Here is a 23,418-nt window from a genome sequence, read left to right as displayed (position 1 = left end):
TGTTTCTCCTGATTACTTAGCTTTTGATACGTCTTCACCAAAGTATTTGTTTGAAATTTCAGCTAATTTTCCTTCACTAGCCAATTCTGCCAAGGCTGCATCAATCTCTTTCACAAGATCTTCATTTCCTTTTGCAACTGGGAAGGCTGTTGTTGACACATCATCCGTCAAGGTCACAACCTTAATCGGTGCATCAGCATGCTGTTTCACATAATCCAAGTACACCAAGTTGTCATTGATGGTAACATCCACACGCCCTGTGTTCAACAATTCAACTGCCTGAGAGAATCCATCCACACCGACAACTTCTGCACCATTTTCACGCGCCAAATCTGCCCAGTTACTTGTCAAGCTGTTGGCAGATTTTTTACCAGATAAATCTGCAAAGCTTGTAATATCAGTATTATCCTTCTGTGTTACCAAGGCTCCATAGATGTATGTATATGGTGTTGAAAAATCGTATTTTGCCTTACGCTCATCTGTAATACCGACTTGGTTAGCGATAGTATCAAAACGGGCTGCATCCAAACCTGCAATCATGGAATCCCATTCTGTTTCAACAAATTCCACCTTAACACCCAATTTCTCAGCAACGGCTTCGGCTACTTCTACATCATAACCGACCAGTTTTCCGCTCTCATCGTGGTAAGAGTAAGGAGCATAGGTACCTTCAGTACCGATTTGAATAACGCCTTCTTCCTTAATTTGTGTCAAGAGGGTTTGGTCTGTACTATTCGATGTACCTGCAGATGAATTGCAGGCTGCTAACACGATACCCGCAAACAATAAACTTGTAAACATAGCTATTTTCTTCATAATTAAAACACACTTTCTTTTTCATATTTTATAATAGTATCATGAATAACTATTTCCAGCCAATATATTTTTTCTATCAGGGACATTAAAAATTTTAATCAAGTATCGGAGCATAAAAAAAGACCTACTCGATCTCAGAACGTAGATAAACTCCTAAAAATATTAAAAATTGAAGAGGTTTGCGAAAGATAGCAAGTCATTAAACTCTTAGAAACATTGATATTTCATCGTTTCTGAGAGTTGTTCTATTTTCAACATAAAGAAAAAAGATTGAAGAAAATTGCCCAAAATGGACTTTTTCTTCAATCTGAGACCTACTCGGTCTTTATATCTCATATTAATTATACTCCAGCTGGTGGGTAAATATAGCTGACTGTTCCTTCGCTAGTCGTTGTTGGATCAAAGAAACCTCGGACATTACTTGGGGAGTATACCCCACCATAGTTTGATTCCTTAACTTGAATGTGCCCGTTAGCTGCCACATCTGTTACATAGGCAACATGACCGTAGCCTCCATCTGTCCATACAGCAATAGCGCCAACTTTTGGAGTAGTTCCTACTTCATATCCAAGCGCTGCCGCACTAGCTGCCCAATCTCCACCATTACCCCAATAGTTTCCAACCCAAGGAGCCATTTCTTTGGCACCCCAAGTACACTGACCAGCTGGATAGGTATTAGCAGTATATTCCACAGCAACCTCTGACACCATATTGGTAGCCAAAGCAGCCTTTGCAGCGGCAGCAGCTTTCTCAGCCACAATTTTTTCTGCAGCAGCTTTAGCTGCTATTTTTGCAGCTTCAACCTTTTTTGTTAACGCTGATACTGTCGGACTATCGCTTATAACTGTATCATCTGCACTGACATTCACCATTCCCAACCATAAAAGATTTCCTATGAGGGCTGTAAACAGTCCCAATTTGAATTGTTTTTTTATCATTTGATAACTCATAATATTTGATTCCTTCGTGTTTTTCTGCCCTATCTATCCTAAGGGATAATCCTTGCAGAGAGCTTAAAGAAATGTAACAAATATTACAGATAACTTGCAATCTCTTAACAATCACAGTGTTCGGACTTTTTGTCAAAAAAACGACCTCCAATACGGAAGTCGTTTTCAATTTAGTGTAATTATTTTCTCCTACTCCTAAGTACACTGATTAGAATAAAAACCAAACCAGATATAATGTTTAGATATTTATTCCCATAAAGCGGGCTAATCGCGATAAGGAAAAATCCTAGTGCTAATAAGAAGGGAGATTTGTTCTTGGAAAACATTATTCCTCACCAGCCTTAACCTTATTGGCTGCAATAACAAATGGTGTCCAAATCAGGAAGGCAACAAAGAGGTTGAAGAGTGAAACCAACGCAGCCATAATGTTACCACCTGTTGCTAGATAAGCGTAGAGTCCTGGAGGGGTAATCCATGGAACAGGAGCAAAGACTGGCGGAATTATACCTGCCGCTGTCGCTAAGTATGCGATAGTTGCACAAATCGGTGGAACAATTAGCCATGGAATAGCAAACAGTGGATTCAATACCATTGGTATACCAAAGGTAACTGGTTCGTTAATATTGAATACACCCATTGGAGCAGATAATTTAGCTACCATTTTGTATTCTTCTCGTTTTGAGAAAATGAAAATAGCAATAATCAAAGCTAGAGTGACGCCTGAACCACCCATTTGAGCATAGGCATCAAAGGAACCACGAGTCCAAAGCCACGGTAAATTCGCAGTACTATGAGTTGCAGTATAAACAGCCGCATTTTCATTTAGTGCAACCATGTAGACTCCGTCCATAATGGGCGCCAAGACATTGTGACCATGCAGACCGAAGAACCAAAAAAGTTGTACAAGGAAAGTTAAAAGAATGACTGACCCAAGACCTTGTGACAGACCAAGTAATGGCAGTTGAATATAAGTTGATACTAAATCTCCCAAAGATTGTCCTGTTAGAGTAAATGCAAGATATGCCACAATAGAAGAAGCATAAATCGCCGCTGTTCCTGGGATAATAGCCGCAAAAGCCTTGTTAACTGCCGGTGGAACAGAATCTGGCAATTTAATAATGACATTCCGTTTTACAAGACTTGCATAGACCCATGTAGCGAGAAATCCAATAAACAGTGCTGTAAACAAACCTGTTGCACCGCCATATTTCAATGCAATAGCTCCCCACTGGCTTGTTTCCAAGGTTGAAACTCCATCTGTCGTCACAATGGATAATCCCAAACCTTCCAAAGCAGTGATAACCGATTTGTCCACCCCTTCTAAAGCGGTTGAAACGGTGAGGCTTTGAGGAATAGTTGAAATGAAGGAGGCGAAGGAAATCAAACCACCCGCCAAAGGATTGACCTTGTACATCAAAGACAAGTTGTAACCAAAGGTAAAGGCAAAAACAAGCGCCATGATGCCAATGGTTCCAAAATAAACATAACCATTGATGTTAATAATTGGCTGCATGGCCTCTGCAAAACCTGTCCAGCCCATATTGTTTGGAATATCCCTCAGAAAGACATTCAAAAGAACGGCCACCGTACCTGCCATGGTAATAGGCATCATGGAAATAAAGGAATCACGAATCGCAATCAAGTGACGTTGCGAACCAATCTTACCAGATATTTCCATAAACTTTTCAGAAATATTTGACATAATCTGTCTCCTTTTCTATTTTTTTATTGTATATGATCGAAATATTAAGCTGAAGCCCCGTCTACAGAATGGCGAATAAGGGCTTCTAATTGGGCCTCTGTCTGACGCTTTATACTTTTTGAAAAAAGTTTTTCCATGAGAAAATAGTTGCCTTTTACAAAAATATCACCAGCTTCCATCTCATAAGAATATTCTATATTAGTTTGAGCATTCCCTAAATCTTCTAGCCGATAGCAAACATGTTCTTTACCTCGGTTAGAGTGAAAACAGACTGCGTAACAATTGGGTGCTGAAAACTCTTCGATGATCACTTTGACACTGTGCTGACCTTTATCACCAAAAACCTTTGTATAAGTAAGCCCTTGGATGATATCTTGATCTTGCAAAGTGGACCCCGTATTTTGCTGAAAATCATCTTTTAAGGATTGACGAATAGTAGCGAAAAGTCGCTCAATTGAAACTTGACCTATTTTCGATATCTTCATAACCCAGTCCTCCTATAATTATCCAATCTGTTTATAAAGATCTACGAATTCTTTCGCTAAATCAATAAATGTCAAAGCATTCATCAAGTGATCTTGTCCATGTACCATTAACAAAGATAATTCTACAGACTCTCCACCTGCTTCTTTTGCTAGTAATTGTGTTTGTGATTTATGGGCAATATTCAATGAAGCTGTTGCGTCTTGGAGCAGCTGTTCCGCTTCGTCAATACGACCTTCCTTGGCTGCTCGAATCGCCTGGCTAGCGAAGCCCTTTGCTTCACCACCGTACATGATTAGCCCCATAATCGCTTCAAGATACTCTGGAGAATTCATACTACCCCTCCATCATTTTTAGGGCAGCCTCTAGCACCTTAGCTCCATTCATCACTCCGTAATCCATCATATTGATAGCATCTACCTTAATAGCTGGCTCAAATTTTGCCTTATAGTCATTCAATAGGAATTTTACTTGTGGACCTAAGAGTAATACATCAATCTCTTTTTGAGCAACTTCATTATCGGCTTCAGATACTGGAACAGCCCAAATAGTTGCTTCAACCCCTGTTTCTTCTGCTGCTTTTTGCATCTTAGTTACAAGCATACTTGTAGACATACCTGCATTACAAACTAACATAATGTGTTTCATAAAAAACTCCTCCTACCCCTTTCTTTGAATGAGGGGAATAAAAATATCAATTAATTCTTTATAATTTGGATGATGTAACAAACGTTCTTGGAGAACTCTATCTTGAACAAAATCAACCAGACAAGGTGAGATATACTTCAGAAATGCATTTCGACCCTTTGACGGTGACAATAGGAAGACGAATTGAACTTGCTTTCCATGGCCCCAATCCACAGCATTCTTATATATCCCTACAACAATTTGTTCTGAATAACTCATCGGCAAGGCTGGATGAGGGAAGGCTAACCGTTCCCCAAAGACAACCGGGCTGTAAGATTCCCGTAAATTCACTTGTTCTATAAAGCGATCAATAAAATCAGGTTCAATGGATTCGTTCAAAGAAGCTACTAGTTTCTTCAAGGCTACTTCTCGGTTACAATCCTCCTCAAGGTAGACTATTCTATGTGGAGCAAATACTGCTTCTGCAATCTGCTTAGCCTGACCTACTTCCATTAGCACATTTTCCCCTTGGTCAGGAATAACTGGGGTCGTTTGCTGTAAATGAGATCGAATAGCCTCAATGTCCTTCTCTGATAAGAAGACGCTGACATTGATGACTGGGGTCATAAAAATTAGATTCGACAAGCTAATGGATGAAATAATCAAATCAACATCCTTCAGTCGTTCCTCTGTCACTTCATAATAACTAACCGTATCAAGAATTTCTAAGCTGGATGAAAATTCTTTCTCCAAGCGATTCTTTAACATCAATGCACTTCCAATTCCGGTAGCACAGACTACCAATACTCTGGTCTTCTTAAATCCCTGATAACGTTCTATTGCCGCCATCACATGTAAGGTAAGGTAAGCCCACTCATCATCCGAAATCGAATACCCCATTAGTTCTGGTATCGCTGCAAATGCTGTTTTTGTTAGTTCGAAAGCCTCAAAATATTGGTCTTTAATTTCAGTAGTTAAGGGATTTCCCAGTTGAATATTATTCTCCAAACGAATACGTAATGGCATCAAATGGACCAGAACTCCTTTGAATAGTTGCTGATCCTTTGACAACTCTAGGCCTGTTAATTGTGATAAATGCAGGAGACTGTTCTCCACATTTTGTCTAAATCTCTCTTCCACCTCACCATCTTGATTCGGATTCCCCGTTAGTTTTACCTTAAGGTGCAAGGCAATGTAATTTGCTTCCTCTGACGGTATCGTCACTTGAAACGTTTCTTCGATTCGTTCAATAATCCGCTGTGCTACAAGATACTCTTGAGACGACTGAATACACTCCGATATCGGGAATCGGTCTAGACCAGACCCAATTTTCATCCGTTGTAAAAGAAGAGCAATATGGAGCACTAGATTCTGCATGACAAAATCCGATAAACGTAATGTAGCATCCCGACACTCGTCTAAAACGATTAACATTAAGTCAGTGAATCGTATATCTGGCAATAGATTGGTTTCGACAACTCCATAAACAGATTGAACACTTCCCTCATCAAAAAAGTAATCCATAATAAAGTGACGGATAGCAGGTTCATCCCCTCTTAGCTCAATTCCTTTACGTGTCACTAGGAGTTCTAGTTGATAGGGTGCGAACAGTTTCCGAATATCCGCCAAAATGGAATGAAGTGTAGTCTTTCCAATGAATAGCTCTCTCTGTAAGCAATCTGGTGACTGAATCGGATCCTCAAACAAGAGTTTATTGAGAATATACCGTTGCCGATCACCCGCTTCTTCTAGTTGAGTTAAATCGGTTAATTGCTTTTTTAAGTGCAATTGCTCCTGCCAAAACATTTCAAACTCAACTGGCCGTTCAATCTGTAAACAATAACCACTACCCTGTTTTGAAAGGATATGAGCACCGCTATTTTCTAAAGAAGATGTCAGTTGATGAATATACGTTCTTACCGTTCGATCACTCACTGATAATACCTTGGCTAGCTCGATGCTTGGTACAAATGTCTCCTGTTTTGCAAGTAAAACCTCTAACAAGCGTACTTCTTTTTTAGATAACATGCTCCCTCCTTTCCTCCAACAGTCTTTGATTTCTTATAGGTACATTATAACATGAAAGCGATTTCTAGAGGTACCTACTTTTTCCGCATTATTAATGAAAGTGCTCGGAAGCTATGACCAGTTTAAACTCTTGCCACGGTTTAATAAAGCGTAACAAGGGAAGATAGTCTGGGCTGATTCGTCCGACCTTATTTACCTTTGGACTGATGGTAAATTCTTTGAGTGCAATTTGCAATTCACCCTTGTAGCGACCATATAAATCATTATCAATTAAGATATCTCCTCGTCCCACAGGAATTGCTTTGTCTGACCGAGCCGGTACAGATGCGTCCTTATACACCACACGAGGCATGGTTGAACGCAGAACATAAGCAGAAATATCACCTCGATAAACATGATCAAACGCTATAATCTCTCTTTCAACGGGAGTCAACCCCTCCTCAATATCAACCATGAGGCTGATTGTATCTTCATTTAAAACTGTTTGAATGGATTGTAGTTCCTCCTCCGAGATAAATTGGTTTGAAATCAAAATAGTATCAATAAAACCCGTTGCCTTCATCCAAGCAATTTGCAAGGGAAGAGGCCTGAACCGATGATCTTCTAAAGTTGGCAGGCCTTCAGATAATGGCCACGGTCCTTCAGAAGCTGTTTGTGCACTGACAAATGCCGCAGTTCTTATGCCAGATTGATGATAAAAGGATGACATCTCTAAGAAGTGCTCTTCGGATAAACCTGTAAAAGCATGAGGATAAAAATTATGGCAGGCAATAATATTATCCCTGTTTGCAATACTAGCCAAAAGATTGGACAACAAGGTCTTATCTGTACTCAAATTCAATTCAACTTTTATGTTGTATGGATTATGTGTCATCTCAATGATTTCTTCCAAAGGAAGAGCTTCATCAAGACGAATCCCAGCTAACCCCAGTTCAGCTGCACGATCCATCAATGCCCCATCCCAACCTTGCGCTGCGATAAAATGGGGACTGATATCTGCAATGACAGTCATCCCAAGTTGATTTGCATAGTCAATTAGTTTTTGATACAATTCGAAAACTGTTAAATCTCCATTTTCAAGTTGCAATAAACTCATAAATAGGCGCCTTGCTCCGTATTGGTGTAGAAGTTTAATGTAAGCTTGACTCTCTTCTAGCGAATAGTTTTCAGGATAAATTGAAAAGCCCAGTTCCACCATCATTTCCTCCTAGCGATGAAAACCATTAGCATCGCTCAATTTCTTGAACCACTTGCCTGATTTCTTAACAATTCTTTCTTGCGTGTCTAGATCCAGTTCAACTAATCCATATCGATTCTTGTATGCATTTAACCAAGACCAGCAATCAATAAAGGTCCATAACATGTATCCTTTACAATTCGCCCCTTCTTGGATAGCTCGATGTAATTCAATTAAATGATCTTCGATAAATTCAATCCGGTAATCATCTTGAATGAATCCATTGTCTTTAAACGCGTTCTCTCCTTCAACTCCCATACCATTTTCTGTTACAAACCATTCGATATTATGGTAATTTTCCTTAATATTTATCGCAATATCATAAATTCCTTTTTCATAAATCTCCCAACCTCTATGCGGATTCATTTTTTTACCTGGCATATCATACGGGGCAAAGAAATGTTCCGGAGTAAGAGGCTCTCCCTCTTTCCAACTATTGGTTGGAGCTTGTACCCGAAGGGGTTGATAATAATTCACCCCTAGGAAGTCCACACGATTTTCCTTAATAATGGCTAATTCCTCATCGCTGGCCTCTGGCATTAGACCATATGCATCAATCAGCTCGACTAATTCATCGGGATATTCTCCTAACACAGACGGATCTAGAAAACTCTTTGTTTGAAACAATTCTGCAATTCGAGCTGCTTTTATATCCTCTGCTTGCTCACTACGAGGGTAGGCTGGAGTTAGATTCAAGACAATAGCAATTTTTTTGTGAGGATTTACCTCATGGCATGCCTTTACAGCTAAAGAACTTGCCAACTGTGTATGATAAGCCACTGCAACTGCCGCTTTTGCATCAACCTTACATGGATAATGATAATTTCCTAGATAACCACACTCTACTGGAACAATCGGCTCATTAAAGGTAATCCAACGATCCACCAAGTCATCAAACAATTCAAAACATGTACGTGCATAAGCTTCGTAGGCTCGAACAATTTCCTTATTTTCCCAACCACCTTTTTCTTGTAAACAATAGGGAAGATCAAAGTGATAAAGATTGACAAAGAGCTGAATTCCCTTTGCTCTTACCAAAGAAAAAACCGAACGATAGAAGGACACCGCCTCTTGATTAATTTCTCCAGTACCTGTTGGTATAAGACGCGACCATTGAATGGAAGTCCGAAATACAGTGTGCCCAGTTTCAACTAATAAATCAATATCTTTTTCATAATGTTTGTAAAATGTTGATGTTTGACTAGGGCCAATTTTGTTATGAAATCGTTCAGGCTCAATACTATACCAATAATCCCAGTTGTTCTGTCCTTTTCCATCACCTGGCTCAATTCCCTCACTTTGAGGTCCTGATGTAGAAGAACCCCACAAAAAATTTGTTGGAAATTGATAAAATACCTTGTCTTTAGTCATTGATTGTTCCTTCTTTCTTTTATGTGCTGTATAGCTGGTGCGAATTGTGGCAAATAATTCTCATGTGCAAGTAACATATCTTGTAATAGCACTTCAGCTTGTGGTCCGTTTGAAATAAGCGGGTTGAGTGTAAAAGCTTGTAAAGCCAGGGAATAATCACCTGTCATTGCTGCCTGAACAGTGACAAGCTCCATTTGCTTCATCAGTTGTAAATAGCCGGTTACAATCGGCGGAGTTGGTGGACAAGCTAGTGGAGTTGCTCCTTGCGCAGAGATAATCGAGGTGACTTCTACCACACAATTTTCAGGTAGATAGGGAATAACTCCTCTATTTACAGTAGATACGGTCAATTCTTCTCTACTATCATTATGGATAGCACAAATAATTTGACAGGCAACATCACTATAGTAGGCACCCCCACGTAGTTCCAGCTGTTTTGGTTTGTCTTTCAATTGTGGGTCTTTGTAAAGCTCAAACAATTCTGTCTCTACTTCTTGCACAACCTTGGCTCGTACATTACCCTGACGATACTGTTCCAAAGCATCCTCTAACATTTCTTGTTCCAAAAAATAATAACGATGGTAGTCACAGGGCAACATTCCAATCGTCCGAAGCAATTGAATAGGAAACTCTAGATTGGTAATATTTTTGACTGCTTCTGGCGTCTCCTCTCTCAAATCCCCATACAATGTTTCTAAGACTACTTGCGTACGATTTTCCCCATACTTATCCCAAACTTCATGGAAGTGAAAATGATTTAACCCAATATGGCGCGTACTTAGGTCTCCTTCTGATTGGCCTAAAATCTGAGTAGCAAGTTTCTTTTGACCAATAGGGATATTACACAAACCAATAACTTTCTTCCAGTGGAGTTCATTAACAATGGCTTCCGTTACGATACCAGCAGGATTCGTAAAATTAATCAACCAAGAATTCGGACACAAGTCCTTCATATCCTTGATAATCCCTTTATATGCTTCAATGGTCCTAAAAGCTTTAAAGATTCCTCCAGCCCCATTGGTCTCTTGCCCCAGCATCCCATAACTCAAGGGAATGGTCTCATCTAAGTATCTTGCAGGTAGTTGGCCAACTCGGAACTGAGATGTTACAAAATCAGCCTCTATCAATGCTTCTCTTCTGTCTAAGGTCGACTCTATCTTCCAGTCCAGGCCTGCTTTTTCGACCATTCGCCGTGCTAACTCAACTACTATCTCCTGTTTTTTTGCGCCTTGTTCAACATCAACAAACCACCATTCTCGAATGGGTAATTGATGTGCACGAAGAATCATACCTTCAACCAATTCCGGAGTGTAACTTGAGCCGCCACCAATTGTCACTAATTTAAGAGTTTTCAATACACTTTCCCTCCCTCATCTTCTTTTATATTCTTATTATATTTCAGTGCACATCTATTGTAAACGGATACACAGACCCTCTTTTTCCGTATCACAACGGAAATTAAGACAACATGATTATTCTAGAAAATACAAAAACGACCTCCAATACGGAAGTCGTTTCTTGTTATTTACATTTATTTCGCCAGGATATTCACTAGTTTGGTTATTTCACAACAATATTAACCAATTTGTTTACAACCGTAATCACCTTCACCACTGTTTGCCCAGCGATTTCAGCTTGGACTTTTTCGTCTGCAAGGGCAACTTTTTCAAGTTCAGCTGGTGCTAAATCTTTGGCTACGGTCAAGCGAGCTTTTACTTTGCCCTTGATTTGGACAACGATTTCCACTTCGCTTTCTACCAGCTTGCTTTCGTCATATGTTGGCCATACGACATATGAGATAGACTCAGCTGACTTAGTCAAACCTTGCCATAATTCTTCTGCCAAGTGTGGTGCAAATGGGGCGATTAATTGGACAAAGCCTTTGGCGTATTCGACACAGAGCTTGTCTTCTTTATTGGCTGCGTTGATAAAAATCATGAGTTGAGCGATAGCCGTGTTGAATTTCAGGTCTTCGATATGCTCTGTCACCGTCTTCACAGTTTCATTGTAGACCTTATCAAGCGCTCCGCTATTTTCCGCCACAATCTCCTTAGTCGTCAAGAGGCGATAAACACGTTCAAGGAACTTACGGCTGCCCTCGAGACCTTCTTCTGACCAAGCGATTGACGCATCAAGTGGACCCATGAACATCTCATAAACGCGGAGGGTATCCGCACCAAATTGCTCGACCACATCATCTGGGTTGACCACGTTTTTAAGAGACTTGGACATCTTAGCAGGTGCCTGCTCCAACTCTTCACCAGTTTCGATATTGAAGAAAGAACCGTCGCGTTTTTCCACCTTGTCGGTCGCTACAAGGGCACCACGGCTGTCGCGATAGCTAGTTCCCAAAATCATACCCTGGTTAAAGAGTTTTTGGAATGGCTCTTTGGTTGGCACAACGCCAAGGTCATAGAGGAACTTGTGCCAGAAGCGAGCATAAAGCAAGTGAAGAACCGCGTGCTCAGCACCACCGATGTAGATGTCCACTGGCAACCAAGCTTTGAGAAGCTCCTCGTCTGCCAATTTCTCATCGTTGTGTGGGTCGATATAGCGGAGGTAGTACCAGCTAGAACCTGCCCATTGTGGCATGGTGTTGGTCTCACGGCGACCTTTTACGCCGTCTTCACGCACCACTTCCAACCAGTCTGTCAAGTTAGCAAGAGGGGACTCCCCTGTACCTGAAGGCTTGATGTCTGAGGTTTTTGGCAATACCAGAGGTAACTCATTTTCAGGTACTGCTGTGGAAGTGCCGTCTTCCCAGTGGATGATTGGAATTGGCTCACCCCAATAACGTTGACGGCTGAAGAGCCAGTCACGGAGGCGGTAAGAAATTTTCTCCTGACCAAGACCATTTTCTTCCAACCAAGCTACCATTTTGGCAATGGCTTCTTCCTTGTTAAGACCGTCTAGGAAGTCAGAGTTGATGTGAAGACCATCTTCTGTGTAAGGTGCTTCTTCTACATTGCCACCTTCCAAAACTGGAATGATGTCCAAACCAAACTGTTTCGCAAATTCCCAGTCACGCTCATCGTGGGCAGGAACGGCCATAATAGCACCTGTTCCGTAGCTTGCCAACACATAGTCAGCAATCCAGATTGGAATTTCACGACCGTTGACAGGGTTGATAGCATAGGCACCTGTCCATACACCAGTCTTGTCTTTGGCAAGGTCTGTACGGGCAAGATCTGATTTGAGGGAAGCTTGGCGTTTGTATTCTGCCACAGCTTCTGCCTGCTCAGGCGATGTAATGCTATCCACCAAGTCATGCTCAGGGGCAAGAACAGCATAAGTCGCACCAAAAAGGGTATCTGGACGAGTTGTGAAAACAGTGAAGTCCTTGTCTGTGTCCTTGATTTTGAAGGTCACATTGGCACCAGTTGACTTACCGATCCAGTTGCGTTGCATGTCCTTGATAGACTCTGGCCAATCAACTTCTTCTAGGTCGTTGAGCAGACGTTCTGCATAGGCAGTGATTTTCAACATCCATTGACGCATTGGCTTGCGAACAACTGGGTAGCCACCACGCTCAGATGTTCCGTCAGGAAGGACCTCTTCGTTGGCGATAGCTGTTCCCAATTCCTCCACCCAGTTTACAGGCACTTCTGCCTCGTAGGCCAGGCCTTTTTCATACAACTTAGTGAAAATCCACTGGGTCCACTTGTAATAGTTAGGGTCAGTCGTATTAACCTCACGGTCCCAGTCGTAAGAAAAGCCAAGGGCGTTAATCTGACGTTTGAAGTTGGCAATATTTTCTGCTGTAAAGTCAGCTGGGTCATTTCCCGTATCCATAGCGTATTGCTCTGCTGGCAAACCAAAGGCATCCCAGCCCATTGGGTGAAGAACGTTGTAGCCTTGGGCACGCTTGTAACGGCTGAGAATATCTGTCGCAGTATAACCCTCTGGGTGACCAACGTGAAGGCCTGCACCAGACGGATAAGGGAACATGTCTAGGGCATAAAAGTTTGGCTTGTCCGCATCTGTTCCCGTCTTAAAAGTATGATTTTTTGCCCAAAATTCCTGCCATTTGGGCTCGATTTCCTTGTGATTGTAGAAGCTCATGTCATTTCTCCATGTCAATAAATTATCTTTACTATTATATCACGTTTTTGGGGAATTGGGAAAGACAAAAACAGCCAGTTTTCACTAGCTGTTTTCCCATTTTTACCAAATAATCACGCGGTCTTCTTTTGCACGCCACATGCCGTCGCCTTCTTGAACGCCAAAGGTTTCATGGAATTCATCGAAGTTTGGCAACTGAATGTTAGTACGCAGATGACCTGGTGCGTGGACATCGACACTAGCCAACATCTGCATGAACTCAGGACGGGCCTTCATTCGCCAGATGCGAGCAAAGTTAGTGAAGAATTCCTCTGCGGAGAAGTCATCCTCTGACTTGGCTGCTTCTAAGGCCGCTGCAATCCCACCTAGGTCGGCAATGTTTTCTGACACAGTCAACTTACCATTGATTTTGGCACCATAAGAATCCTGACCTTCAAACTGGTCAATGACCTGCTGGGTACGGGCTTCAAAGGCTGCATAATCTTCCTCTGTCCACCAGTTATTGAGACTACCATGCTCATCAAAGGAAGCACCGTTGGAGTCAAAGGCATGGGAAATCTCGTGGGCAATAACCGCACCGATACCGCCGTAGTTAGCTGATGAAGACTGTTCTAGCGAGTAGAAAGGCGCCTGCAAAATGGCCGCCGGGAAGACAATCAAGTTTTTCTGTGGGTTGTAGTAGGCATTGACCATGTGAGCTGGCATACCCCATTCCTTAATATCCACAGGCTTGTTCCACTTGCTCCAACCATGAGCAATGTCAATCTTGTTTAGTTCGATGGCATTTTCCACCAAAGACTTGCTTGGGTCAACAATCTTTTTATAATAACGCTCTGGCAAGGCTTCTGGGTAGCCGATGTAAGGCTTGATAACATTGAGTTTGACAATGGCCTTGTCACGCGTTTCCTGAGCCAACCAGTCTGCCGTTTCCAAACGAGACTTGTAGACATCTATCATCTTGGCAACTTTTGCTTCCACATCCGCCTTGGCTTCTGGTGAGAATTTCTCCCCTGCATACCAAAGGCCGAGAGCCTGGTTAAAGTAACCTTGTGCCAAGTTGTAGGCTGCTTTTTCTTGGTTTTGAGCCTGCGGTGTACCAGAAAGGGCACGGCTGTAGGCTCCTGCTAGAATACGGATTTCATCCGACAGGAAGGCTGTATAAGCTCCTGCCGCTTTCAAAATCAAGGTCGCCTTCAAAAGCTCCCAATTATCCGCACTGTAAATGTCCTTAGCAGCCTGCCAGAAGCGTTCCTCAGGCACGATAATCTTGTCTGGCGTTTGCCCTAAAATAGCTGTGAAGAAATCATCCAAAGGCAACTCTGGTGCCAAGGCAGTAAAATCTGCCCACTCATACGGATGATAGAGTTTGGCATACTCAGACCCCTCTTCATTTGACAAGACATACTTGGCAATCTTAGCATCCAGTTCCAAACGTTTGTCTAATAGGTCCTTGATTTCCTCATCGCTGAAACCGAACTTAGGCAAGAGAGCTTCTTGACTCTCTCTCCACATTTTAAGTAATTCTGCTCCTTTTTCATGACCTTCTTCATAGTAGGTCGTATCTGGCAAGATAATGCCTAGAGAATCTGCCCACAGAACATTGGTTTGGGCATCCATAAAGTCAGGTGCCACACCAAAAGGCATGAGGTTTGGCTTGCCTGCCAACTCATATTCTGCCAGCTTGCTGGTAAATTCTTCGAAAGAGTTGAGAGCCTTGTACTCTGCAATTAAGGCTTGTGCTGGTTCTGCTCCCAAACGGTCACGGGTTGCATAGTCGGCTACTTGTTTGTGAAAGGCCACAAAGTTTTGCAAAACGCTATCTTCTGGGACGTTTTCTCCCGCCAACCAAGCATTGGTCGTGTCAATCATGAGCTTTTCAATCTCGTCCGCCAGGTCTGAGAAACCACCTGTTCTTGGCTTGTCATCTGGAATCACGGCTGTTTTTGCCCATTCACCATTGACGTATTCGTAAAAATCATCTTGTAAACGTGTCATTGATTTTCTCCTTTGGCTTTCTTAATGACTATAATAACAAAAAATTCTGACAATTTCACTTATCAGATGACCGTGACCAAGTATTTTTTAAAATAATACTCGAGCAAACCACAAGAAGGCTGATAACGGCACAGGTTCCTGACATGGTTAAATCCAGTTGATTGGCCACTAAAAAACCAAGCACAACCGTTAGAATAGCGATACCTTGCCCGAAAATAAGCAATTGCCAAAAGGATTTGACCCAATGTAGGGCAGCCATACTTGGTGCCACCAAGAAAACAATAACAGTCATCGAGCCAATCGCTTCAAAGGCCAGAACAGTAGTTAAAGAAACTAGAATCAAAATAACCATTTCTAACATCCTTGTTCGTAAGCCAGACAAACGAGCATGGTTGCTATCAAATAGGTACACTTGTAAACGATGGTAAGCCCAAGCAAAAAATAGAACAATAACCAACCAAGCCAAACTCGACTTGACCAGACTAACAGGGAGTGACCAGGCTAGAACATCCATACGATGGAGCGGAGCAAAAAGTACTTCCCCCTGCAAAACCAGATCCACATCCAAGTGAACATTGCGAGCAAAAAGAGAAATAAGCAAAACCGCCACTGCAAAAAAGAAAGAAAAAACTAGACCTGTTGCGGCATCATGCGCTATCTTTCGACTATGCAGACGGTCAATGGCAAGAACCGATAATAACCCAAACAGACTGGCACCAACTATTAGCAATGGCGAATCCAAACTATGACTAATAAAAAATCCCAGAACAATCCCAAGCAAGACAGAATGCGATAGCGCATCTGCCAACATCGATTGATTTTTTACAACCAGTATCGAGCCGAGCAAGCCACAAGAACTAGCAATAACCATCAAAATGAGTAATACTTCAAACACGACCATTCTCCTTTCTGACATAGGTAACATACACAAATGCAGACAGGGTCAGACCTGTCAGACAGACGATAATAGTCGGTCCGGTCGACAAACCAGATACACTGGAGCTAATCCAGGTCCCTACGAAAGCCGACCCAATTGCAACGATTCCTGCCAGTAACAGACTCTTGTGATACGATTTTCCCAGCATCAAGCCAAAGACAGCTGGTGCAATCAAAAAACTACTCATCAAAATAGCCCCGACTAACTTTAATCCTACTGCAATTAGACAAATCATCAAAAACATCGTCAACTGCTGTAAGTACTTTACACGAACACCAATAACCCTTGCAAAAGTTTGATCAAACAGATACAGCTTATAGTCTTGATAAAAGAAAGTAAACAATGCCAAAGCCAATAGAGAAATAATTCCGATGAGTATCACATCATCCAGCTGAATAAAGGCTGCCTGTCCAAATAGATAGGTTTGCAATCCAGCCTGGGAAGCCCCTGCAAAGGCTTCATTTCCCTGAATAGCATTTTTCAAGACCATTCCCAAACCAAAGAAAGAAGCAGACACCAATGAAAGGGCATTGACTAGGCTGTGACCACCTTTTCGACGCAGCCAATGGACAAGTGCATAAGAAAGGTAGCCTGACAACACTGCTCCTAACAGCAAGTAGAGAGGATGTCGCGACTGAAAAATCATGAAAGAGACAATCACTCCAGGATAAGAAGCATGCCCAAGAGCATCCCCAAGCAAACTCTGTTTAGTAAGAACAGATATACTTCCGATAGTACTGGCTGCTACAGCTAGACTAACGGTCCCTAAAGCGACTGTCCAGAAAGAATACTCTTTGAAAACCTCAAACATGACTGCCTCCTTTGGTATTTCCTAGAAACAGCCCATTTCCTATGCCGTAGGTCGCCTGATAATTCTCACTTGTCAAAGTCTCATCCATCGGACCAGAATCAATCACATGCTTATGAAGCCAGACAAGGTGATCAAAGTAGGCATCCAGCGTCGTTAAGTCATGATGAATGACAATGGAAGTTTTCCCTTCACATTGGAACTCCTTGAGCATATCCATGATCATGATTTCTGTTGCCTGATCAATCCCTGCTAGAGGCTCATCCATAAGGTACAATTCTGCTTCCTGTGCCAGGGCTCTGGCTAGAAAGACCCGCTGACGCTGCCCACCTGAAAGCTGATCAATCTGACGATGGCGTAAATCCGCAATTTTTAACCGCTCTAGAGCCTGCTCAACAATCTGTCTATCAGCCTTAGTCGGTCTTCGAAACATTCCCTTACTATGAGCGAAGCGTCCCATCAGAACAATTTCAAAAACTGTTGCAGGAAATTGCCAGTTTACTTGACTGGATTGGGGAATATAGGCTACTTTTTGAGCAATCACCCTCTCTAGACCTGCCTCCTGACCAAGCAAGCGAACCTGTCCTGTGATAGGTTTTTCCAACCCCAAAATGACCTTGAATAGACTGGACTTCCCAGCACCATTTGGTCCAACAATAGCCGTCCGACTCCCTTTGGGAATCACCAAATTGACATCTTCTAAAGCCATGGTCTGGCCGGCTGTATATGCTAAATTGACATCTTTTAATTCAATGATTGCTGACATATTTCCTCCTATTTTAAAAAACGATATACCTCATTCATACTCAATGAAAATCAAAATCAGACCAACCTACCAAGCTGAGAAAGTTGATAAGATTAAGATACCGTACCAACAAATTGCTGGAAAACCCTATACCTCGCTCATTTCAACACATCAGTACATGAATTTGATTTTCGCAGAGCACCAATGCTTCTTTCAATTGTATGTTTATAATTCTGTTAAAAATGGTCCAAAAACGGAAAGAACTCGACCTAGACCGAGTCCTTTTTACTACTCATTTGAAATCCCTATTCACGCACAGACTACTGATATATAAAGTCCCGCTGTGAACCAACAGCACCGAGGTCTACAAACAGTATTTCTAGTCAAGGACCTCAGATTTGCTACTAACGCCTATCCTCCCCCAAGCGTTGCCACCTCCTATGAAAAGAGTCCTATACTGCTTGTGCTCGAAACAATTGATTGTCCCTCATATTGGTACCTATCAACTCTACCTTCGGCAATTTCTCTAGTCTTCATTGAATAGCAAGTCCGTTCGACCTGTACTATTTCAGATATTTAACCATCAATGTAACATTATGTTTGTACATGTCGATAAAGGTATCCCCTTCCTCGCCTTCTGGTGCCAAGGAATCTGAGAATAACTCCTTACCTTCGCCAGTAACAACTTCAACCTGACCGCCTTTGGCTTTTACTGCCTCTTGCAATTTCTCCATGCGTTCTGGATTAGTTGTAGACTCTGTAAAGATAGCCTTGATATTATGGTCAATGATTAGGTTAACTGTCTCAATCATATCACTATTAGCCACTTCTGAGTCGGTGCTCACTCCTTGAGGAGCATAAAGAGTGAAGTCATAACTAGCAGCAAAGTAATTAAAGGCATCATGTGGCGTTACCAAATAGCGACTTTCTTTTGGAATCACACTTAATTCTTTTTCTACCCAGGCATGCAAATCATCCAGCTGCGCTTGGTATTTTTCTGTATTTTTCTGAATCATCTCAGCTTTAGCAGGCAAGAGTTTTTGTAGTTCCTCTGAAGCTACAGCTACAGCTGACTTGTACAAGGGAATTGAAAACCAAAAGTGCGGATCGACAATTTCTTCCCCATCCTCATCCATCGTATTCAAGTCTTTTGCATTAAAGTTTTTAGAAACAGCTACTCCGGTCTTCTCCAAAGCTTCAACCATTTTACCTTCAAAGTGCAAACCGTGGTAGAGAACAAGGTCAGCCTTTTGTAATTTTGATAAATCACTAGATTTGGCTACGTACAAATGAGGGTCTTCTCCTGCTGGAATCAGCAAATCACGTTCCACCTCATCACCCGCCAACTGATAGACCATGTCATTGAGAAAGGAAGTAGTCACAGCCACTCTTGGCTTACTAGAGCCTTCTGTGGTTTGCGATGGACGACAAGCTCCTAGTCCTATTAGGGACAATAGCAGAGCAAAACTGAACAATATTTTCTTCATATAGGTTCTCCTTTTATTTTTATTAAGCATACCTAACTTTATAATTAGATTAATCTAAAAAAATCATTTTGTCAACTGATTTTTAAATTTTTTGATATAATAGTCTCAGTAGAAAGCGAGTTCTCATGACACCAAACAAAGAAGATTACCTAAAATGTATTTATGAACTGGGTCAATTAGACCAAAAAATTACCAATAAACTCATCGCAGAGAAGATGGCCTTCTCCGCACCAGCCGTTTCCGAAATGCTCAAAAAAATGGTAGCCGAAGAGCTCATTTCTAAGGATGCCAAGGCAGGTTATCTCCTCAGCCAAACCGCCCTTGAAATGGTAGCCAGCCTCTATCGCAAACATCGCTTGATTGAAGTATTCTTAGTTGAGCAACTTGGCTACTCTCCAGAAGAAGTACATGAAGAGGCTGAGATTTTAGAACACACCGTTTCAGATCACTTTATCAATCGCCTAGACCTGCTACTGGAACAGCCCCAAACTTGTCCTCACGGGGGAAGCATTCCTCAAGCAGGACAACCGCTCATCGAACGCTACCAGACACGGCTGTCACAGCTAACTGAGACAGGGAACTACCAGCTTGTCCGCATCCATGACTTCTATCAACTCCTTCAGTACTTGGAACAACATGAATTAGCTGTCGGTGATTTACTAACCGTCACAGACTTCGACCACTTTGCCCAAACCATCACCATCCAGTACAAGGACAAAGAGCTCGCCGTCCCAACAGCCATCGCTCAACAATTATTCATCGAAAAAAGCAATCGCCCAGCCTAAACAAGCTGAGCGATTTTTTCTTCTAAAATAAATAGTTACCTCTTTTTCAAATTACGGAAAATAGATCTGGCCGCAAAAAATAGTTGCCCACATACATACACTAACCAAAGTAAGAACCCTATATAAAAACAGCCCAATAGAAAGTGAGGGTTATAAGTTAAAGGCTGCAAGACAAACATGAGAATCCCTACCAACCCCCACCGCATGCCCCAGGTCATCTTTCTCTGGATAACCCACTCCAGCCAATCTTCTCCAACTGAACTTCTGGTTTCCAGATACTCTTGATTAAGGTCTTGAAAAAATTTTCTCATATTCTTGCTCACCTCATCCTAACTTCAAAGCATAAACTACTACTTTGCGACAACATTATTATAGCACATTGTTTTCAAATAACCAATACTGTCGAAAAAACCAGCCTACTTGGGCTGGTTTTCTTGGAGTCGCTCTTTTAGGCGACGACGGTATAAAATCTGCGATGGAATAAAATAAAGAAAACTTGCCAAAATAATCCAACGTTTATCTATTCCACTAAAGTAAATCACTAAAATCAAAAGAAACGCAGTCGTCAAATAAAAGAAATGATTTTTGAGCAATTTTTTCATAGCAGCCTCCATACCTATTTTTTCAATATTAGTATATCAAAATACATAACTAGAGTACATACCATTGCCAAAAGTTTTACTTATTTTTCGTATCCAAAACAATGGTTACCGGCCCATCATTGACCAGGCTAACCGCCATATCCGCCCCAAAAACGCCCACTTCAACAGGCACAAAGGCTGACAGGGCTTTGTTAAAAGCATCATAGAGTTGGCTGGCTAGGGCAGGAGCTGCCGCTCCTGTAAAAGCAGGGCGATTGCCTTTTTTGGTGTCCGCAAAAAGGGTAAATTGGGAAATGGATAAAATCTTGCCCCCTATATCTTGAACAGACTTGTTCATCTTGCCTGCCTCATCTGAAAAAATCCGCATATTGACGATTTTTCGAACAGCATAGTCCAGGTCTTCCTGGCTGTCATCTGGTCCCACACCGACTAGGAGCAAAAGCCCTTGTTCAATTTGCCCATGGATATTTCCTTCGATGGTCACACTGGCCTGTGATACACGTTGTAGTACAATTTTCATCTTATCCGTTGGTCCTTTTCACTGAGTAAACTTCTGGCACCGACTTGATCTTGTCCACCAGACTGGTCAAGGTTGCCAGGTTGGAAATACCAAAGGAAACGTGGATGGTCGCAAACTTCATATCCTTGGTTGGCTGGGCATTAACCGAAGAAATGTTCTTGCTGGCATTGGTCAAAACCTTGAGGACATCGTTGAGAAGACCTGAGCGGTTGAGACCGTAAATGTCAATATTTGCCATATATTCCTTGGTCGAATTTTCATCCTCCCAGTCCACATCAATCAGGCGGACATCATAGTTTTCTTGGCTCTTGAGATTCATACAGTCTACACGGTGAACAGCTACCCCACGCCCCTTGGTGATGTAGCCGACAATTTCATCGCCAGGTACTGGATTACAACATTTAGCAATCCGTATCAGCAAGCCTGACGCCCCTTCAATGACCACACCACCTTCGTGACGGATTTTCAGACTATCTTTGTTGTCGTGTTTGACTTCGCCACCGTTGACCAATTCATCCGCGACAGCTTTAGCCTTAGCCCGCTCAGCTTCGCGACGCTCTTTTTCTGTCAGACGGTTAAAGATTGATATGGCAGAAACTTCTCCAAAACCAACTGCCGCAAAAAGGGATTCGTCGGTCTTATAGCTGGTCTTTTGCAGGACCTCATCCATGTGGCGACGGTCCAGGTATTGGTTGGGAACGTAGCCATTTTCTTGGAGTAGGTTCTGAAGCATCTCACGCCCTTTTGAAACAGACAATTCCTTGTCCTGATTCTTGAAGAACTGCTTGATTTTATTGCGAGCCTTGTGGGTTTTAACCAGATTGACCCAGTCACGACTTGGACCGAAAGAGTTGGCTGAGGTGATGATTTCCACCTGATCGCCTGTCTTAAGCTTGGTCGTCAGAGGCACCATACGGCCGTTGACCTTGGCACCTGTCGCCCGCTCGCCGACCTTGGTATGAATTTCATAGGCGAAGTCAATCGGTACGGAGTCCTTAGGCAATTCACGCACCGCACCATCTGGCGTGAAAACGTAAATACGCTCTGTAAAAATATCGTCCTTGACAGAATTTACAAAGGTTTGCGCATCCCCAGCTCCTTCTTGGAGTTCAATCAAGTTGTTAATCCAGCGTAACTCTTTTTCACTAGCAGTTGCCTTGCCACCACGCTTGTAAGCCCAGTGAGCTGCCACCCCGTATTCCGCCACCTGATGCATTTCCATGGTCCGAATTTGGAACTCAATTGGACCTCTCGGTCCGTAAACCGTGGTATGAATAGACTGGTATCCGTTAGCTTTTTGGTTGGCAATGTAGTCCTTGAAGCGACCTGGCATAGGTTTCCACAATTCATGAATATACCCTAACATAGCATAGACATCGCTCGGAGTATCCATGATACAACGAATGGCAATCAAGTCATAGAGTTGATCAAACCGCTTTTTCTTATCGTGCATTTTGCGATAGATAGAGTAAATATGCTTGGGTCTACCGTAAATCTGACCATGTAGATGACGCTCTTCTGTATAGTCTCTTAGCTTATCAACAACTTCATTGACCAACTCTTCCCGTTCACGACGCTTCTCGCTCATCATTCGAGTAATCTTGTAGAATTCAATCTCATTGAGATAGCGGAAAGACATGTCTTCCAATTCCCACTTGATAGAAGAAATACCTAGACGGTGGGCAAGCGGTGCATAGATTTCCATTGTTTCACGTGAAATACGTTCCTGCTTGTCCTTGCGTAAGTGCTTAAGAGTCCGCATGTTGTGCAAACGGTCGGCTAATTTGACCAGAATTACCCGCATATCTTGAGACATAGCAATCAGCATATTTCGGTGGTTTTCAGCCAACTGCTCCTCATGAGACTTATACTCAACCTTACCCAGTTTGGTAACACCGCCGACAATATGGCGAACCTCTGGACCAAATTCAGCCTCCATATCATCCAAGGTTACATCCGTATCTTCAACCACATCATGTAAGAAACCACAGGCAACCGTCACAGCATCCAGCTTGAGTCCTGCTAAAATACCTGCTACCTGGATCGGGTGTACAATATAGGGCTCGCCCGATTTACGAAATTGGGACTTGTGTGCCTCTGTCGCAAAATCCAAAGCTTTCTTGACAAATATAACATCTTCTTCCGGTAAATAGGTGGCTGTCAAGGCAACCACTTCCTCCCCAGTGTAGTTAATTTCTTTCATATCTCTACTCTTCCTCTTATATTTCCTACTATTCTACCATTTTCACGAAAAAAGAAAAAG

Annotated in this window: 21 protein-coding genes; 2 read left to right on the top strand and 19 right to left on the bottom strand. The window is 42.2% G+C overall.

The features are described from left to right. Window positions 1–12 precede the first annotated feature (12 nt). From ODU39_RS00395 to ODU39_RS00325, 15 genes are all read right to left on the bottom strand, one after another. A complete protein-coding gene (locus ODU39_RS00395; protein WP_367303169.1) occupies window positions 13–816 on the bottom strand; it encodes an amino acid ABC transporter substrate-binding protein in 804 nt (267 codons plus the stop codon). 341 nt (window positions 817–1,157) lie between these two features. Beyond that, entirely contained in the window at window positions 1,158–1,766 is a 609-nt protein-coding gene (locus tag ODU39_RS00390; RefSeq protein WP_398579606.1) for a CHAP domain-containing protein, read from the bottom strand. Between the two features lie 325 nt (window positions 1,767–2,091). Next, a complete protein-coding gene (locus ODU39_RS00385) occupies window positions 2,092–3,468 on the bottom strand; it encodes a PTS sugar transporter subunit IIC (protein WP_253212901.1) in 1,377 nt (458 codons plus the stop codon). 44 nt (window positions 3,469–3,512) lie between these two features. Then, window positions 3,513–3,953, bottom strand: coding sequence for a DUF3284 domain-containing protein (locus ODU39_RS00380; protein WP_114866943.1), 441 nt, complete (start codon window positions 3,951–3,953; stop codon window positions 3,513–3,515). 18 nt (window positions 3,954–3,971) lie between these two features. Further along, on the bottom strand, window positions 3,972–4,286 hold the full coding sequence (locus tag ODU39_RS00375; protein ID WP_136670467.1) for a PTS lactose/cellobiose transporter subunit IIA: 315 nt from the start codon (window positions 4,284–4,286) through the stop codon (window positions 3,972–3,974). Between the two features lies 1 nt (window position 4,287). Continuing rightward, a complete protein-coding gene (locus ODU39_RS00370) occupies window positions 4,288–4,599 on the bottom strand; it encodes a PTS sugar transporter subunit IIB (RefSeq protein WP_014638782.1) in 312 nt (103 codons plus the stop codon). 12 nt (window positions 4,600–4,611) lie between these two features. Next, window positions 4,612–6,606 carry a BglG family transcription antiterminator gene (locus ODU39_RS00365; RefSeq protein ID WP_398579605.1) on the bottom strand — a complete coding sequence of 665 codons (1,995 nt, stop codon included), beginning with the start codon at window positions 6,604–6,606 and terminating at the stop codon, window positions 4,612–4,614. Between the two features lie 91 nt (window positions 6,607–6,697). Beyond that, window positions 6,698–7,804, bottom strand: coding sequence for a DUF871 domain-containing protein (locus ODU39_RS00360; RefSeq protein WP_398579604.1), 1,107 nt, complete (start codon window positions 7,802–7,804; stop codon window positions 6,698–6,700). Between the two features lie 9 nt (window positions 7,805–7,813). Further along, window positions 7,814–9,214: a glycoside hydrolase family 1 protein gene (locus tag ODU39_RS00355; RefSeq protein WP_160864330.1), complete on the bottom strand. Its 1,401-nt coding sequence runs from the start codon at window positions 9,212–9,214 to the stop codon at window positions 7,814–7,816. Continuing rightward, complete coding sequence (locus ODU39_RS00350; RefSeq protein WP_105249375.1) at window positions 9,211–10,569, bottom strand: 6-phospho-beta-glucosidase; 1,359 nt, start codon at window positions 10,567–10,569, stop codon at window positions 9,211–9,213. The genes ODU39_RS00355 and ODU39_RS00350 overlap by 4 nt, the downstream gene beginning before the upstream one ends. 205 nt (window positions 10,570–10,774) lie before the next feature. Next, complete coding sequence (leuS, locus tag ODU39_RS00345; protein ID WP_398579603.1) at window positions 10,775–13,276, bottom strand: leucine--tRNA ligase; 2,502 nt, start codon at window positions 13,274–13,276, stop codon at window positions 10,775–10,777. A 102-nt stretch (window positions 13,277–13,378) separates the two neighbouring features. Continuing rightward, a complete protein-coding gene (locus ODU39_RS00340) occupies window positions 13,379–15,271 on the bottom strand; it encodes a M13 family metallopeptidase (RefSeq protein WP_398579602.1) in 1,893 nt (630 codons plus the stop codon). A gap of 55 nt (window positions 15,272–15,326) precedes the next feature. Then, complete coding sequence (locus ODU39_RS00335) at window positions 15,327–16,166, bottom strand: metal ABC transporter permease (protein ID WP_105178875.1); 840 nt, start codon at window positions 16,164–16,166, stop codon at window positions 15,327–15,329. Next, on the bottom strand, window positions 16,159–17,019 hold the full coding sequence (locus ODU39_RS00330) for a metal ABC transporter permease (RefSeq protein WP_044693436.1): 861 nt from the start codon (window positions 17,017–17,019) through the stop codon (window positions 16,159–16,161). Before ODU39_RS00330 ends, ODU39_RS00335 begins: the two co-directional genes overlap by 8 nt. Next, window positions 17,012–17,782 (bottom strand): metal ABC transporter ATP-binding protein, encoded by a 771-nt coding sequence (locus ODU39_RS00325; protein ID WP_398579601.1) that lies wholly within the window; start codon window positions 17,780–17,782, stop codon window positions 17,012–17,014. The genes ODU39_RS00330 and ODU39_RS00325 overlap by 8 nt, the downstream gene beginning before the upstream one ends. Before the next feature lie 43 nt (window positions 17,783–17,825). On the opposite strand from ODU39_RS00325, the gene ODU39_RS00320 reads away from it, so the two are divergent. Then, window positions 17,826–18,095, top strand: coding sequence for a hypothetical protein (locus ODU39_RS00320; protein WP_228377310.1), 270 nt, complete (start codon window positions 17,826–17,828; stop codon window positions 18,093–18,095). Between the two features lie 229 nt (window positions 18,096–18,324). On the opposite strand, the gene ODU39_RS00315 is transcribed toward ODU39_RS00320, so the two are convergent. After that, on the bottom strand, window positions 18,325–19,248 hold the full coding sequence (locus tag ODU39_RS00315; protein ID WP_044754415.1) for a metal ABC transporter solute-binding protein, Zn/Mn family: 924 nt from the start codon (window positions 19,246–19,248) through the stop codon (window positions 18,325–18,327). A 125-nt stretch (window positions 19,249–19,373) separates the two neighbouring features. Between ODU39_RS00315 and ODU39_RS00310 the strand changes: the two genes are divergently transcribed. Then, complete coding sequence (locus ODU39_RS00310) at window positions 19,374–20,033, top strand: metal-dependent transcriptional regulator (protein ID WP_002942034.1); 660 nt, start codon at window positions 19,374–19,376, stop codon at window positions 20,031–20,033. A gap of 416 nt (window positions 20,034–20,449) precedes the next feature. On the opposite strand, the gene ODU39_RS00305 is transcribed toward ODU39_RS00310, so the two are convergent. From ODU39_RS00305 to ODU39_RS00295, 3 genes are all read right to left on the bottom strand, one after another. After that, window positions 20,450–20,635: a hypothetical protein gene (locus ODU39_RS00305; protein ID WP_024384320.1), complete on the bottom strand. Its 186-nt coding sequence runs from the start codon at window positions 20,633–20,635 to the stop codon at window positions 20,450–20,452. 76 nt (window positions 20,636–20,711) lie between these two features. After that, complete coding sequence (gene dtd, locus ODU39_RS00300) at window positions 20,712–21,155, bottom strand: D-aminoacyl-tRNA deacylase (RefSeq protein ID WP_398579600.1); 444 nt, start codon at window positions 21,153–21,155, stop codon at window positions 20,712–20,714. A 1-nt stretch (window position 21,156) separates the two neighbouring features. Then, entirely contained in the window at window positions 21,157–23,358 is a 2,202-nt protein-coding gene (locus ODU39_RS00295; protein WP_014636726.1) for a bifunctional (p)ppGpp synthetase/guanosine-3',5'-bis(diphosphate) 3'-pyrophosphohydrolase, read from the bottom strand. Between the last annotated feature and the right edge of the window lie 60 nt (window positions 23,359–23,418).

The sequence above is a fragment of the Streptococcus sp. 2021WUSS126 genome, assembly GCF_044427255.1.
GTDB lineage: Bacteria > Bacillota > Bacilli > Lactobacillales > Streptococcaceae > Streptococcus > Streptococcus hashimotonensis.
This window is presented reverse-complemented; position numbering and strand designations above follow the sequence as displayed.

Excerpts from the sequence above, each read along its gene's own strand:
- ODU39_RS00395 (WP_367303169.1), bottom strand. The coding sequence starts at position 816 with ATGAAGAAAATAGCTATGTTTACAAGTTTATTGTTTGCGGGTATCGTG.
- ODU39_RS00390 (WP_398579606.1), bottom strand. The coding sequence starts at position 1,766 with ATGAGTTATCAAATGATAAAAAAACAATTCAAATTGGGACTGTTTACA.
- ODU39_RS00385 (WP_253212901.1), bottom strand. The coding sequence starts at position 3,468 with ATGTCAAATATTTCTGAAAAGTTTATGGAAATATCTGGTAAGATTGGT.
- ODU39_RS00380 (WP_114866943.1), bottom strand. The coding sequence starts at position 3,953 with ATGAAGATATCGAAAATAGGTCAAGTTTCAATTGAGCGACTTTTCGCT.
- ODU39_RS00375 (WP_136670467.1), bottom strand. The coding sequence starts at position 4,286 with ATGAATTCTCCAGAGTATCTTGAAGCGATTATGGGGCTAATCATGTAC.
- ODU39_RS00370 (WP_014638782.1), bottom strand. The coding sequence starts at position 4,599 with ATGAAACACATTATGTTAGTTTGTAATGCAGGTATGTCTACAAGTATG.
- ODU39_RS00365 (WP_398579605.1), bottom strand. The coding sequence starts at position 6,606 with ATGTTATCTAAAAAAGAAGTACGCTTGTTAGAGGTTTTACTTGCAAAA.
- ODU39_RS00360 (WP_398579604.1), bottom strand. The coding sequence starts at position 7,804 with ATGGTGGAACTGGGCTTTTCAATTTATCCTGAAAACTATTCGCTAGAA.
- ODU39_RS00355 (WP_160864330.1), bottom strand. The coding sequence starts at position 9,214 with ATGACTAAAGACAAGGTATTTTATCAATTTCCAACAAATTTTTTGTGG.
- leuS (WP_398579603.1), bottom strand. The coding sequence starts at position 13,276 with ATGAGCTTCTACAATCACAAGGAAATCGAGCCCAAATGGCAGGAATTT.
- ODU39_RS00340 (WP_398579602.1), bottom strand. The coding sequence starts at position 15,271 with ATGACACGTTTACAAGATGATTTTTACGAATACGTCAATGGTGAATGG.
- ODU39_RS00330 (WP_044693436.1), bottom strand. The coding sequence starts at position 17,019 with ATGTTTGAGGTTTTCAAAGAGTATTCTTTCTGGACAGTCGCTTTAGGG.
- ODU39_RS00325 (WP_398579601.1), bottom strand. The coding sequence starts at position 17,782 with ATGTCAGCAATCATTGAATTAAAAGATGTCAATTTAGCATATACAGCC.
- ODU39_RS00320 (WP_228377310.1), top strand. The coding sequence starts at position 17,826 with ATGAAAATCAAAATCAGACCAACCTACCAAGCTGAGAAAGTTGATAAG.
- ODU39_RS00315 (WP_044754415.1), bottom strand. The coding sequence starts at position 19,248 with ATGAAGAAAATATTGTTCAGTTTTGCTCTGCTATTGTCCCTAATAGGA.
- ODU39_RS00310 (WP_002942034.1), top strand. The coding sequence starts at position 19,374 with ATGACACCAAACAAAGAAGATTACCTAAAATGTATTTATGAACTGGGT.
- ODU39_RS00305 (WP_024384320.1), bottom strand. The coding sequence starts at position 20,635 with ATGAAAAAATTGCTCAAAAATCATTTCTTTTATTTGACGACTGCGTTT.
- dtd (WP_398579600.1), bottom strand. The coding sequence starts at position 21,155 with ATGAAAATTGTACTACAACGTGTATCACAGGCCAGTGTGACCATCGAA.
- ODU39_RS00295 (WP_014636726.1), bottom strand. The coding sequence starts at position 23,358 with ATGAAAGAAATTAACTACACTGGGGAGGAAGTGGTTGCCTTGACAGCC.